The sequence below is a fragment of the Sorangium sp. So ce448 genome, assembly GCF_051520915.1.
GTDB classification, from domain to species: domain Bacteria; phylum Myxococcota_A; class Polyangia; order Polyangiales; family Polyangiaceae; genus Sorangium; species Sorangium cellulosum_B.
Genome location: NZ_CP150343.1, coordinates 1,582,814 through 1,596,361, shown reverse-complemented (window position 1 = coordinate 1,596,361; position 13,548 = coordinate 1,582,814). Strand labels below are relative to the sequence as shown.

Genomic DNA, 13,548 nt, shown 5'->3' with positions numbered 1-13,548 from the left:
CGCGGCGCAGGAGCGCGGCGGTCGCGCGCCGGGGCCACGGCGAGCGTGGCGCCGGCGGCGCTACAGCCCGGACGTTTCGACGAGCGCCAGGACCACGGCCCCGACGCCGTACGAGAGGTCGTCGCGGAGCTCGACGGCCGCGTACTCCTCGAGCTTTCCCACCGTCGTGGGCCCCGAGATGCCGGTCACCACCGGCCGCCCGGAGCCGTCCTCCTCGATGCGGGAGCGCACGCCGGCCATGGCGCGGTCGATCGCGGGGCGCACCGAGGTGTCGAGGAAGCCGTGGCGCAACCCGCGCGCGAGCCCGACGGCGAAGAGGGCCGTCGCGCTCGTCTCCAGGTAGATCTCGCCCGGGCGGTTCATGATCGTCCACCACAGGCCGCTGTCCTGGTCCTGCGCGCCCAGGACCGCCGCGACCTGCCGCTCGAGCGCCCCGCCGACGGCATCGTCGCGCTCGCCGCGCGCCGCGCGCACGCGGAGGTACTCGTAGCCGGCCGCCGTGATCCAGGCGTTGCCGCGCGCCCAGTACACGTCCGGATCCTGCGGCGCCGCCCAGTTGTACGCGTGCCGGAAGAGCCCAGGCCCGTCCTGGAGGAGCGACACGAAGATCTGGAATTGATTCGAGAATTCGTCGAGCGGACGCGCCTCGCCCGAGCGCTCGCCGGCGCGGACGAGCACGTTGCCGAACATGAACAGCGAGTCGACCCAGAGGGTGGGCTCGAACAGCGGCGACACGCCGAGGTGGTTGATGCCGCCCTGCTCCGTCCGGCGGGCTTCCTCGTAGAGGTAGCGGAGCACGTCGTCGATGACCTTCGCATAGGGGGCCGCGCACGATTCCTCGTGGAGCGCGAGCGCGGCCATGGCCGGCGGGCAGCGGTCGCTTGTCGTGATCTCGTAGCCGTACTCGAGGTGGCGGTCGATATAGCGCCGGTAGTAGTCCCGGTACGGGGAGTGCTGCGTGACGCGGTACAGCTCGACAAGCGAGAGCATGACCGTGCCCTCGCCCCAGTCCCACGGCAGCGACTCCGCCGGGTGCTCGGCGATCCAGCGGTCGGCGATGGCGCGCGCCAGCGTGATGCTCTCGGAGTCGGGTTCGCGCTCGCGCGCGAACGCGTCCTCGGCCGACGGCGACGTCGGGATGCACCCCGCCCCGGAGCTGCCCGGCTGCCCGGCGCCCGGGTCCCCCGCGCACCCGCCGGCCGTGGCGGCGCACGCGGCGGCAGCGACGAGCAGCGCGCGGAGGCGCGACGACCGGCGCGACAGGTGAGGGCGAGCTCTCGGCGGCATCTCACTCCTCCACGGCGAGGCCGGTGGCGTCGGGCGCGGTGACGCGGAGTTTCCCGTCGAGGAGCACCCTGGTCCCCCTCGCCATCAGCGCGAACGGCCGCTCGCCCTCGATCCGCAGCACGACGAGCTCGGCGTCGGTCTCGAGGACCTGCCCCCCGGGCAGCGCCAGCGCCTCCGGGGCTCCCTTGCTCCGCAGCACCGCGACGTCGGTCCCTCCTTCACTCTCGATCTGCCACGCGACGACCCCGGGCTCCGCCGCGATCGGCGCCGCCTGGAGCGGCGCGTCGGGGCCCGCGTCCACGCCGACCTTGTAGGGCAGGAGCACCGCCAGGAACCCCGGCGCCTCGGCCTTCACCGTGGCGTCGATGACCGCGTGGTCGGCGGCCTTGCGGTCCTCCTCGAACTCGTGGACGTGGGGCACCGTGAGCGGGGTGTACGGCGGCTCCACGACGGCGAGCCCCGGCGACGTCGACTGCACGCGCGCCTCGACGCCCGCCCGCGCCCGCTCCCATCGGCCGCCGTCGGGAAGCAGCTCGAAGGTGCCGCCGGAGGTGAGCCCCGCGTAGCCGTGCAGCCGCCACGCGTGCGCGCGGGCCGCCGCGTGCGACGTCGAGAGGCGGTCGCCGACAACGAAGTAGCGGCCGTCGATGAAGGCCACGGACCGCTCGACGTGAGTGTCCTGGTAGTCCTGGTGCGCCTCCGCGTAGTCGACGGCGTCACCGTCGTGGGTGTTCCGGAGGAAGGCGTCCGCGTCGCCGAAATCGTTGAAGAGCCCCTTGTCGGGCGCGGATCGGCCGTCGATGAGGATCACGTTGTGCGACGGCGACTGGCTGGTCTTGGCGTTGTCGAGCGCATCGGGCTTGTAGTAGCCGGCGTCGATCAACAGGTACTCTCCGTAGGCCGCGAGCGAGAACGACGTGCCGTCCACGTGGTCGTGGATCGCCTTGCGCGCCGAGCCGTGCTCCGCGAGGAGCAGGAGCCAGCGCGCGTCGTCGCCCCAGTCCGAGCGGAACACCGCGTGGCCGGTGTCGGGGAAGAAGCGCGTGAGGAAGCGCGGCGCCTCGGGGGCCACTGCGTCGTCGACGTAGAGCAGGTGATGGGCGATGAGGTCGGCTCCGAACTCCATGGCCTGGGGGTCGCGGTTCTGCTCCCAGTCCCACAGGTACTCCCCGCCTCCACCGAAAGAAGTGAGCAGCGGGCTCCCGTTGAACGGGGTGAAGACGCCGTCGTCGACCGGGGGCCGGCTGCCCCAGGGGAGGCGCAGCGAGAGCGACCAGTCGACGGCCTTCGTGAAGAGCCCGCCGCGCAGCGGGACCTCCAGCGCGCCCTGCTCGCCGTCGACGCAGCCGTGCCCGGCCCACGGGTCCTCGTCGGAGCGGGTACGGCAGTCGCGGGTGAAGGCCACTTCGCCCTCGAGCGCGTTGTCGAGGGCGATGAAGAACGCCGCCGTGGGGCCCCAGGCGAAGCCGGAGTAATACGGGCCCTCGGACGCCCCGCCGTCGGGCTGCACGTATTGACCGCCCGGGCCCCAGAGGTAGTCGAGCTCCGAGATCGACCAGTTCCACCAGGTCGCGGCCGCCGGGTGCTCGGGGAACGCGAGCGCCACATAGCCGATCGCGTCGGCGGTCCGGATCGGGTGGTTGTTCTGCGCGGGGCGCAGCAGGAGATCTCGATAGAAATCGTGATCGAGGTACTTGGCGAAAAACTGACCGGTGATGTCGGTGATCTTGCTCTCGGCCTCGGCGGACTCCTCGTCGGGGAACCACGGCGTGGCGCTCAGGAGGTCCCACGTGTTCGTGTACCCCATGAGGATCTTCGCCATCCGGATGTTCATGTCGAGGACCGTGTTCGTGTCCCAGTTGGTCTGGAGGCGGCGCAGGAACTCGCGCGCCTTGTCGGCCGCCGCCCGGTCCTCGAAGGCCCAGGCGAGGAGGGCATTCGCCTGCGCCGTCGAGGCGTTGTAGCCGTTCGTCTTGTGGTCCCAGGAAGCGGGGTCGGGCTCCTCATCGTAGGGGCGGTCGGCGCGGCGCTTCAGGGTGGCGAGGATCGAGGCGTAGGGCTCGCGATCGACGCGCGAGCGCAGGAGGTCTCGGTGCTCCGGGCGCGCGAGGAGCCGCGGATGGACGCCGGTGTCCCGCGGCTCGCTCGGCCCGGGGGCGTCGGTGCCGCACGCCGCGGCCGCGAGCGCGGCGCACGCGAGCGCCGGAGCGAGAGTGGGAAGGGAGAGAGGAAAGCCGTGAGACCGTGATTTCATGGAAGGATGGGGTGAGGGGCTCAGAGGGACGAGCTGGTGCGTGAGGCGCAGCGTATCAGCTCGTCCCGGCCTGGAGCCGCCCGAGTTCTCGCTGCCGTGGGGGCGATCACCACGTGTCCTCGATGGGCAATCTCGGCAGCCGCTGACACACCGGAAGATCCGAACAGAGCGGAGAGAACAACGCTGGCGACGCGCGGTCGCGAGGGGAATGCGGGAGAGGAGGAGCCTCCTGTGAGCCCGCCAGGATCAGCCCGGCAGGCGCCCCGAGGGGCGTATCCAGCGGGCTGAGCCGTGCCTGTCGCGATGGCCTGGCGCGGGCTGCGTCGAGCGCGCTCGCGGCCTTCTCCGCGTGAGGGGGCGCGATCGCGCAGGGTGGCGCGATCCTGCGCGGGCGTCTGCCTGCTCTTGCAGCAGGCGACGAGCGGGGTGGAGCGACCGCGCCGCTCGCGCAGACCCCTCGACACAGGGGCTCCCCGCCGCGCGGTCTCCCGCTTGCATTGCCCGGCCCCGGTGGGGGGAGTCGAGGAGGTTTGATATGGCGACCGAGCAGAAGCAGGGAATGGGCGCGCAGGGGCAGCAGGGCTCCGGCCTACAGGAGGGCCGCAGCGAGAGCAGCGTGATCGCGGACAAGGACTACAACCTGGTCAGCGTGCTCTACCATACGCTCAAGGGCGCGCAGACCCACTCCCAGTACATCCAGGACGCGAAGCAGCAGGGTGATCAAGAGCTCGCCTCCTTCTTCAGCGAGGTCCGGCAGGAGGAGCTGCAGCGCGCGGAGCGCGCGAAGCAGCTCCTCGGACAGCGGCTGAGCGGAGGGCGCCCGGGCCAGGGAGGGGCCCGAGGGAGCGCGTAGCTCTACTGCGGGAAGTTGCCCCGGATCAGCAAAAATACCGCCAAGGCGCCGAGGCCGCCAAGAGAAGAGGGGGAGGGCCGTCCCGGCATTCCCCCTCCTATTTCCCTGGTTTCTTGGCGCCCTCGGCGCCTTGGCGGTTCGCTTCTCAGGGCGACCTCCCGCAGTAGTGGTAGAGCCCACGGGGCTCCGGGCCGCCCTGACGGACCATCAATCGGCGATATACTGATTTCGGCCAACGAAATCGAGATACGGATACAACGCCGAGCGCAGGTTATCCACCTGAACACCGGAGTTGACACCGCCGATCTCCCAGCCGTTCCACCTGGACGGGTTCCGGGTCGTCGCGTTCAGGAACAGCGGCACCTCCAGCAATGACTCCACGACGCCGGTCGTGGACACCTTGTCGAAATCGACGAGGACCGGAGCGGTATTGTCCGTCAGGTTCTTCACCCAGACACGCGCGGCGCCGAAATCACCGCCCGCGACGCCGTCGATGTCGCGGTTCGGGTCGACCTGCACCTGGAGTTCGTACCACTTACCCGAAGCCGGCGCGAAGTTCGTCGCCTTGTACAGCTCACCGCTGTCCCGCGACCCTCGGAGGCGCAGCTGCCCCTGCTCGAACTGCACAAGGAACCCGACGTAGTTGTTCGGGGTAAGGCCATTGCTCGCGCTGGTGGCCGTGTTGACAGGAGCAAAGTAAACCCCTGTGGTGCCGTACAGCTGCCCGGAATAGACCGTCAGGTCGCTCGCGTCGTGGTCGGTCAGCTCGGTCTCCCACCAGGCGCTGGCCGCGCTCGCCCCCGTCGGACGAACCGCGAGCGGCGAGGTGTTGCCCGTACCGTACGGCGCAGAGGCCGTGAGCTGCGCCGGCCCGCCGGAGGCCGGCCCCTTCCACACGAGCTGCGGAACGATCTGACTGTCCATGGCGACGCCAGACTGATAATGATCGAAATTGTCATTCATCTGCGGCACGTAGTACCCCATCGAGAGGTCATCCACGGCGTTGCTGTCACCGTAGGCCGCCACGATGAACCCGTTGAAATTGGAGGGGTTCCTGTTCACGCCCAGGACGAGCGGCACATAAAGCACCCGCTCGGTCACGCCGGTCGTATTGAGATTGTCGAAGACGACGCGCGTGAAGCCCTTCTGCCCGTCCGTCACGTTGCGAACGTACAGCGAGCCAAGGCCGGTGCCCACGGTGGGGTTGACGACCATCTTCACCTCCAGCCATTTGCCCATCGTGGCGGGGATGTTCACGGCTTGATAGAGATCGCCGCCGTCATAGCCAGAGCGAAGGCGGAGCGCCCCCCAGGCCATGGAGACGGTCGGCCCCTGGTAGGCAGGGAGGGCGTAGCCCGTCGGGCTCCCGCCGGCCACGTTGATCGGCTCGAACGTGACGCCCGAGATGGCATTGTAGAGGAGACCCGAGTAGACGACCTTGTCCGTGCTGTTGAAGCTCGGACCATCGAACGCGGACCAGGCGACCTTGCCGTTGTAGCCGCCCGTGGAGACGATGCTCTGCTCGGAGACATTCCCGCTTCCCGGCGGCGAGCCGATCGCGAACTTGTCCGGGTTCGCCCCAGTCCAGCTGTTCGCGCCCTGGTTGTTCATCGCGTTGCCAAAGACGTGCTGCTCGTAGTCCTCGCGGTCCATGGTGCAGGCCTCATACTGGAGGTGCACATGGTCATGGTAAGCGACGTCCGGCGACTGGGAGGGCAGCGCCGCCACAGGAGACCAGTCGGCGTGCTGCGTGGTGGTGTTCATGTTGCTCACCAGCACATCGACGCGGCCGCCTCTCTGTACGCCGGACCACTCGATGCCGGCGTTCTTGTTGGTCGCCAGGTTGAGGGTGCGCAGCTCGCCGTCCCGCGCGAACACGCCGTCCAGCGCCTGCCACGCGTCGGCCATGTCGGCGGTGAACGCGAGCGTCGCGGAGACGACGTTGCCATACGTCTGATAGTAGTAGGTGGTCGCCCCCGACTGGTTGACGTTGACCTCCCACGTCCTGAACCCGTCCGCTCCGCGGAGCCGGTAGTGCTGGACTTGCGCGACGTTGTCCGCCGGCAGGAGGACCTGCGACTGAGGCACACCATAGTTGGGCTTGTTGACGAAGTCCGCGATGTAGGGGATCAACAAATCACCAGCTGGAAGGTGGCGCGCTGCCACGCTCACCGTCTCGAGCCCCTGCCAGAAGATCGCGGAGATCTGGGTGGGCGCCGTTCCGCCGACATAAGGCACGCCACTGATCGAGGAGGCGATATGCAACGCCGACTGGCTCGAGTTGTACGCCACCGGCATCGCGACATTGATGCCTGACGTATAATAGACGTTCTCTCGATCAATCTTGTACTGCTCACCGACATTCCAGGGCCACGCGCCGGACGTATCGACGCTCATCCCAGGGTAGTAGCCATAGTTGCCGACATAGGCCCCTGAGATGTCCGCGTCTGGGTCGGTTCGAACGCGGTCGACGTTGTCGAGGAGCAGATCGTAGTGCGTCTGGGTGTCCCCCTCGATGTCCATCAACAGGTAATCGAGCGCATAGCCGTTGCTGCTGATCCAATCGAGCGCAGGGTCCAGCTTCGCCAGGCCCCACCCCCTGGTCTCGAGCCCCGTGGGGACCCCGGCCAGGGTGTTGCTGATGATCACGTCGTCGTAGTCGCCCCGCTCTGCCCACCCCACCGCGGCGATGTCTCCCCCGTTCTGCACAATCTCGGGGTTGGTCGGCTCGAACGCCTGCCAGCTCGTGAAGTAGCCCTCGGCTTGCGCCATCGCGGTCGCGCCGCTCTCGAGCACGCCGAGCAGCGCGCCTCCCATCACGATCACCCAATGCAGCGCTGTTCTGTTCTTACCGTGTGTTCGCATCTGAGACACCTTCTTTATCGCGTTTTGGTAACGGCCCCGAGACGCATCTCGGCCATGGGCAGGCGCGGTCGGGCGCAGGGGGTTACTGGAGGGTCGGCGCCGTCCACTTCATCCACCTGGCCAGATCGGCCGTCGCCCCATCGCCTTTGAGCAGGTTGGTGTCCGCGGTGCCGCCGCCGACAAGGAACTTCTTGACGTACGCCTCGAGGGCCGCCCTCTGCGAGGACGGGAACGCGCAGTGGGAATGGCCGGTGGTCTGCCAGTAGCCCATCTTGTCCTGCACCCCCAGCCCCTTCCAGATCTGCTGGGCGATGGACCCCGCCGTGAAGGTGCTGTTGATGCCGAGCCAGTCGATCCTGTTGTCGATGACGAGCAGCGCGCGCGGCGCGACGAGGCCCATGACCATGTGATGATCGAACGGCAAGGACGTCACCCGGTTGCCGAAGGTCGAGCCGAAGTTCGCGCGGAACCACGGCTGCTCGTTGGCCGCGTTCGACAGCGTCTGCACGTTCTCCCCGGCGCTGGCGCCCGCCTGCGAGACGCGCCAGCTCGCCGAGCCCCCGGCGCCCGACTCCTGGGGGATCGTCAGCACGATGCGCTCGTCGAACGCGCCCACCGTGAGCGCGCCCTTGCCGTTGCGCGAGCAACCCGTCACCGCGATGCGCTTCGGGTCGATGTTGGCGCCCGGGGTCTTCTCCAGGGCGTCGATGATCCGGCTCACGCCCCAGGCCCACGCGATCATCGAGCTGGCCGAGTGGTTGCTGCCGTAGAGGTTGTAGAACGTGCCCGTCCCGCGCGAGCCGGCGCCGCTCTGGGCGCCCATCGCGTTGTTGTCGAAGGTCGCCATCGCGACGCCGTTCTGCGTGAACACGCTGGTGTCGAGGTTGTTACCACCGATGCCGATGACGAGCGGGATCGGGCCAGCAGGCGCGCCGGAAGGCCGGCTGATGTTGATGGAGAAGGACGCGCTCTTCCCTGCATCGTTGACGTTGACCGTCAGCCTGTTCGCCGAGAACTGCCCCGTGACATTGTCCTTGGACACCACGGGCTTCGATCCGGACTCATACGTCTCGACCTGCGACTTGATCTCCGCGCGCCGGCACGCCCACTCCGACTTCTTCGTGATGCGTGAACCGCTCAAGCTCAGGAACGGATCGTGATGCGTGTCGAACACCGGGAGAGACGAGGCGGCGGGCAACGTCGGCTTGGGGCAGCTCGCGCCGCTGTCCTCGACCGCGCCCGTGCTCCCGCCCGACCCGCCGGAGCCCCCAGAGCCACCGGATCCGCCGGAGCCGCCCGCACCGGAGCCGCCCGCACCGCCAGAGCCGCCTGCCCCGCCCGCCCCCGAGCTGCTGCTCGACGACGAGCTCGCGCTGCTGCTCGACGACGAGCTGCTGCTCGACGAGGAGCTGCTGCTCGACGACGAGCTCGCGCTGCTGCTCGACGAGGAGGACGCGCCCGTGCCGACGATCGTGCCTCCGCTGCCGGTGACCGACGCGACCGCGGGCCGCCCGCTGCCGTTTGCGCAGAACCCCCACTCCACCCAACCTTTCTGATTGATCGCTCCGTTGTGGCTCACGTTCGTGGCGGTGAACTGCCCGCTCGAGGACACGGAGGTCACGTTCCACGCATTGGCCAGCGTCGAGCCGTTGAGCCGGACGACCACGCTCCAGCCGGTGGTGGCCGGGGAGCGGGACTTGTTCGTCACCCTGACGTTCGCGCAGTAGCCGTTCCCCCAGTCCGACTGAATCGCGACATCCGCCGACATCGAGCCGTCAGCGCTGTCCAGGGCGCCGTCCAGCGTGTCGAGATCCTCTTCCTCGATGGGCGCCACGGCACACGCAAGCAGACCGAACGCGAACGCAGCGGAGATGCAGCCAAGCAAGCCAGTCATACGCATAAGATGCTCCAGGATCGGAACGACTGAGTCGCGGGCTTCTGCTCAAGGTGGATACGTGCACCAGCGAGACGCCTGCGAACCCTCTCGTTCAATTGGTAGAGCTCAATATTCCCGGCCAGCGTGCGTCTGATCATGAACACCGCGCGGACCTTGCCGATCCCCTGCCTGGCAACCACGGTGTTCGTCGGACAGCCACTCACATGTGGATACCCCACGGTGGGGCGGGGCACCATGAGAGAGCAAGAGCAACCCGGAAACGCAGCTCCAACGAGCGAGTGCTCCTGGCAGCGATCTCCCCCCGAGTCGGTCCTCCGGATCGTGTCGCCGTCGCTCAGGCCGCCTGGGCGTGCGCCATCGTCGCCCTCGTCGAGTTACGCCGCTCCGAGGCCGGGCGTCACGCCGGCTTGCGCCCCGACACCAGATAGAACGTCACCCCGCACGCCCCGCCGAGCGTGCGCGCGAGCGCGGCCTGCTTCCACGCGCGGGCCTCCTGCATGGCGATCGCCCACAGCCGCTCGAACTGCGCCGGATCGCCGCCGCCGGCCAGATACCAGGCGTGGGCCTGGTCGCGGGTGCCGCCCGTTCCGAGCCAGATGCCGCCGTCGATCCACGCCAGCACCTGGCGCAGCTCCGCGCGCTCCGCGGGCGTCTCGTACGGCGGGATCAGCGCGGCGCACTTGTCCGACTGGCACACGTGGAGATCGCCGAGCCCTGCCTCGCGGAAGAGCCCCGGCAGCCGCTCGCCCACGGAGCTGTCCCCCTGTCCCAGCGCGCGCTTGCCGTCCTGGCAGGTTGCCTCGAGCTCGAGCAGCGCGAGCCGGTCGGCGCGCGACAGGCCGGGCGCGGTGACCAGGGCGGTGGCCTTCTCGGCGAAGTTGTTCGGCTCGACCGCCAGCAGGAGGCCGCCGGGGCGCAGGACACGGCGCATCTCGCGCAGCACCCGCAGCGGGTCGGCGACGTGCATCAGGACCGTCTGGCACGTGGCGAGGTCGACGCTGGCGTCGGGCAGCGGGAGCGCCTCGGCAAGGCCCTCCCGGTACGACGTGCGCGCCGCCACCCCGCACGCCTCGGCCTCGGCGGCGGCGCGCGCGACGAACGACGGTTCACGATCGACGCCGACAAGGGTGGCGTCGCCATGGAGCACGGGCAGGAGGGTGCGACCCCAGTGCCCGACGCCGCAGCCGACATCGACCGCCGCGCGCACCTCGTCGAGCCGGAGCCGGCGGGCGATGAGCTCGACGAAATCACGGTTCCACCAGGTGTCGCGCCAGTCGCCCTCGAAGCCGACGAGCCAGCTGTAGTCGCTGGCCTCGAAGGCGGGCGGCGGCGGAGGAGCCGAGGGATCAGCGGCGCTGGACACCGCGATGGCATACCACGGCCGGCCCCCTGTGCCCTGAGCTACAGAGGTGATGACACCGGCTGAGCTCGCGGCTGCGCATCGGGTCCGCCGCCTCCTCCGCCTGTCGAGTCGTCGCCGCTCCTCACCGCGCACGCAAGGCACCTCGATCACGGTGATTGGCAGCTTCAGTCCGCATTCCTGACGTTTTTGGTCCGACCCCGCCAGAAATGCAGGAACGCTGAACACTTCGCACACGACCGCACAAGAAGCGACCTCTGACGAGCGGGTCAAGGCATGGCGGAGCCGCGGTGCGTTGCAGTCTTGCACGGCGCGTTTAGCCCTTGACGGGCGTCGAGATTCACCCTCGAGATCCACGAGTCGGTTTGTTCACCCTCTTTCCCAAGCCACCCTCCATGGAAAGGCTGATTCAGATGGCGCCTCCTTCGGAAAACAAGATGCCACGTCGCGCGGGCCGACCGCCCCCCCGACGGCCTCATTCGATGAAGATCCTGAGGGTACCGCTCCTCGTTGTCGGGCTCTTGAGCGCGGCGCTCGCGGGCGCCTGCTCCTCGAGCGGCACCGATGAGCCGAACGAGGCCACCGGCAGCGGCGGCTCCAGCGCGGCGGGGAGCCCCAGCGGGGCCACCGGCACGGGCGGCGGCGCGAGCAGCGGCGCGAACACCGGCACAGGCGGCGGCGCATCGGTCGGTCAGGGCGGCATGGACACGACAGCATCGACAGGGAGCACGGGCGGGATGCCGGGCTCCGACGAGGAGTACCCCGCGCCGGGCGCCCTGCCGGACGAGACGGGCGCAGAGCTCTGGCTCAGGTACCCGAAGGTGCCGATTCCGGGGCGCCTCGCGCAGTATCAGGCGGCCTTCAAGCGCGTTGTCAAGTCGGGGACCGGCGCGAGCCTCGACATCGCCGAGGCCGAGCTCGTCAAAGGGCTGAGCGGGTTGACGGGCGGAACCGTCGCGACCGGCGCGGCCGTCGACGGACCGGGCGCCGTGGTGATCGGGACGGCCACCGCGGACGCCATCAAGGGCCTGCCGCTCGCGGCGCGCCTCGGCGCCCTGGGCCCCGAGGGCTACCTCGTCGAGACCGCCGACGTCGGAGGCCAGCCGGTGATCGCCGTGGCCGGCAACACCGAGGTGGGCGTGCTCTATGGCACCTTCGCGCTCCTCCGGCACGTCCAGAGCCACAGCGCCCTCGACAAGCTGTCGCTCACCGGCTCTCCGAAGATCGGCCATCGCATCCTGAACCACTGGGACAACCTCGATCGCAGCGTGGAGCGCGGCTACGCGGGCCGCTCCATCTGGGACTGGAGCGCGCTGCCCGGCACGCTCTCGCCCCGCTACAAGGACTACGCGAGGGCCAACGCCTCCATCGGCATCAACGGGACGGTGCTGACCAACGTGAACGCCAACGCGCAGGTCCTGACGCCGTCGTACCTTACGAAGGTCAAGGCGCTCGCCGACGTCTTCCGCCCTTATGGCATCAAGGTCTACCTCACGGCGCGGTTCAGCGCGCCGGTCGAGATCGGCAACCTGAGCACGGCGGATCCGACCAACGCCAGCGTCAAGCAATGGTGGACGAACAAGGTCAACGAGATCTACCAGCAGATCCCCGACTTCGGTGGTTTCCTCGTGAAGGCGAACTCCGAGGGGCAGCCGGGGCCGCAAGACTACGGGCGGACCCACGCCGACGGCGCCAACATGCTCGCCGACGCCCTCGCGCCGCATGGCGGCATCGTGATATGGCGCGCCTTCGTCTACTCCGACACCAGCCCGCCGGACCGCATCAAGCAGGCCTACGAGGAGTTCAAGCCTCTTGACGGCAAATTCAAGGGCAACGTCCTCGTGCAGGCCAAGAACGGCCCGCTCGATTTCCAGCCCCGGGAGCCGTTCCATCCGCTGTTCGGGGCCATGCCGAAGACGCCCCTCGCCCTCGAGCTCCAGATCACGAAGGAGTACCTCGGCGAGGACACGCACCTCGCTTACCTCGGCCCGCTCTACGAGGAGGTCCTCAAGGCGGACACCTACGCGGGCGGCGAGGGCTCGACCGTGGCGCGGGTCATCGACGGCACCCTCCACAAGTACACGACCACCGCGATCTCGGGCGTCGCCAACGTGGGTGACGACACGAACTGGACCGGATCGCAGATGAACCAGGCGAACTGGTACGTGTTCGGACGCCTGGCGTGGAACCCGGACCTCTCCTCGAAGACCATCGCAGAGGAGTGGGTCCGGCAGACCTTCTCGAACGACCCCGTCGTCGTCGAGCCGGTCGTTCAAATCATGATGGAGTCACGCGAGGCGCTCGTCGACTACATGACGCCCCTCGGCCTTGTCCACATCATGGGCAACGACCATCACTACGGGCCAGGGCCATGGCTGAACAGCCTGAGCCGCGTCGAGTGGAACCCGGTCTACTATCACAAGGCGGACGCGAACGGCATCGGCTTCAACCGCACCTCGGCGGGCAGCAACGCTGTTGGCCAGTACGCCGCGCAGGTGGGACAGAAGTTCGGGAGCCGGGACACGGTGTCGGATGATCTCGTGCTCTTCTTCCACCGCGTCGGCTGGCAAGACAAGCTGAAGTCGGGGAGGACGGTCTGGGAGGAGCTCGTCCATCGTTACAGCCAGGGCGTCGATGAGGTGGGGACGATGCGAGAGACATGGAAGTCCGTCGAGGGCCGTATCGATGGCAAGCGCTTCAGTGACGTGAGCGACTTCCTGGAGATCCAGCACTACGAGGCGCGCTGGTGGCGCGACGCGTGCCTCGCCTACTTCGGCTCGGTGTCGAAGCTCCAGGTCCCGAGCGGCTATGCCCCCCTGGCGAACACGCTGAGCTTCTACCAGGGGCTCCGCTGCCCGTCCGACGCGAAGAAGCCCCGCTGCTCGCAGGTCTATACGGGGAATCCGTCCCCGGCCATCCTCCAGTGAGAGCGCCGTGAGAGCGGCGGGCCAGCTCGGTCTGGCCCGCGGCCTGGCGGCGATCGTCACGCCCCTGCCCCTGCCAAGCGCACAGCATCCTCTGGATCTCGCCGA

At 68.8% G+C, this 13,548-nt stretch carries 8 protein-coding genes and 1 pseudogene; 3 read left to right on the top strand and 6 right to left on the bottom strand.

What is annotated here, in order from left to right; translation table 11 throughout:
- Positions 1-60: 60 nt before the first annotated feature.
- Both WMF45_RS05915 and WMF45_RS05910 read right to left on the bottom strand, forming a co-directional pair.
- A complete protein-coding gene (locus WMF45_RS05915; protein ID WP_437715968.1) occupies positions 61-1,287 on the bottom strand; it encodes a glycoside hydrolase family 88/105 protein in 1,227 nt (408 codons plus the stop codon).
- A 1-nt stretch (position 1,288) separates the two neighbouring features.
- Entirely contained in the window at positions 1,289-3,541 is a 2,253-nt protein-coding gene (locus WMF45_RS05910; RefSeq protein ID WP_437715967.1) for a heparinase II/III domain-containing protein, read from the bottom strand.
- Positions 3,542-4,076: 535 nt separating this feature from the next.
- Between WMF45_RS05910 and WMF45_RS05905 the strand changes: the two genes are divergently transcribed.
- On the top strand, positions 4,077-4,394 hold the full coding sequence (locus WMF45_RS05905; RefSeq protein ID WP_437715966.1) for a hypothetical protein: 318 nt from the start codon (positions 4,077-4,079) through the stop codon (positions 4,392-4,394).
- Positions 4,395-4,601: 207 nt separating this feature from the next.
- On the opposite strand, the gene WMF45_RS05900 is transcribed toward WMF45_RS05905, so the two are convergent.
- Both WMF45_RS05900 and WMF45_RS05895 read right to left on the bottom strand, forming a co-directional pair.
- Positions 4,602-7,259, bottom strand: coding sequence for a hypothetical protein (locus tag WMF45_RS05900; protein WP_437715965.1), 2,658 nt, complete (start codon positions 7,257-7,259; stop codon positions 4,602-4,604).
- Between the two features lie 82 nt (positions 7,260-7,341).
- Positions 7,342-8,400: a glucuronyl esterase domain-containing protein gene (locus tag WMF45_RS05895; protein ID WP_437719496.1), complete on the bottom strand. Its 1,059-nt coding sequence runs from the start codon at positions 8,398-8,400 to the stop codon at positions 7,342-7,344.
- Between the two features lie 22 nt (positions 8,401-8,422).
- On the opposite strand from WMF45_RS05895, the gene WMF45_RS05890 reads away from it, so the two are divergent.
- The gene (locus WMF45_RS05890) at positions 8,423-8,815 is read left to right on the top strand and encodes a hypothetical protein (protein ID WP_437719694.1); all 393 of its coding nucleotides are present in this window, start codon (positions 8,423-8,425) and stop codon (positions 8,813-8,815) included.
- On the opposite strand, the pseudogene WMF45_RS05885 reads toward WMF45_RS05890, so the two are convergent.
- Positions 8,803-9,027, bottom strand: a pseudogene (locus WMF45_RS05885) (cellulose binding domain-containing protein); the annotation flags it as partial. The gene WMF45_RS05890 and the pseudogene WMF45_RS05885 sit on opposite strands and share 13 nt — an antisense overlap.
- Before the next feature lie 526 nt (positions 9,028-9,553).
- Positions 9,554-10,519, bottom strand: coding sequence for a class I SAM-dependent methyltransferase (locus WMF45_RS05880; RefSeq protein ID WP_437715964.1), 966 nt, complete (start codon positions 10,517-10,519; stop codon positions 9,554-9,556).
- Positions 10,520-10,998: 479 nt separating this feature from the next.
- Here WMF45_RS05880 and WMF45_RS05875 point away from each other — a divergent pair, with 479 nt between their 5' ends.
- Positions 10,999-13,443 (top strand): alpha-glucuronidase family glycosyl hydrolase, encoded by a 2,445-nt coding sequence (locus tag WMF45_RS05875; RefSeq protein WP_437715963.1) that lies wholly within the window; start codon positions 10,999-11,001, stop codon positions 13,441-13,443.
- Positions 13,444-13,548 lie beyond the last annotated feature (105 nt).

Coding starts and splice junctions, on each gene's coding strand:
- WMF45_RS05915 (WP_437715968.1), bottom strand. CDS start 1,287: ATGCCGCCGAGAGCTCGCCCTCACCTGTCGCGCCGGTCGTCGCGCCTC.
- WMF45_RS05910 (WP_437715967.1), bottom strand. CDS start 3,541: ATGAAATCACGGTCTCACGGCTTTCCTCTCTCCCTTCCCACTCTCGCT.
- WMF45_RS05905 (WP_437715966.1), top strand. CDS start 4,077: ATGGCGACCGAGCAGAAGCAGGGAATGGGCGCGCAGGGGCAGCAGGGC.
- WMF45_RS05900 (WP_437715965.1), bottom strand. CDS start 7,259: ATGCGAACACACGGTAAGAACAGAACAGCGCTGCATTGGGTGATCGTG.
- WMF45_RS05875 (WP_437715963.1), top strand. CDS start 10,999: ATGAAGATCCTGAGGGTACCGCTCCTCGTTGTCGGGCTCTTGAGCGCG.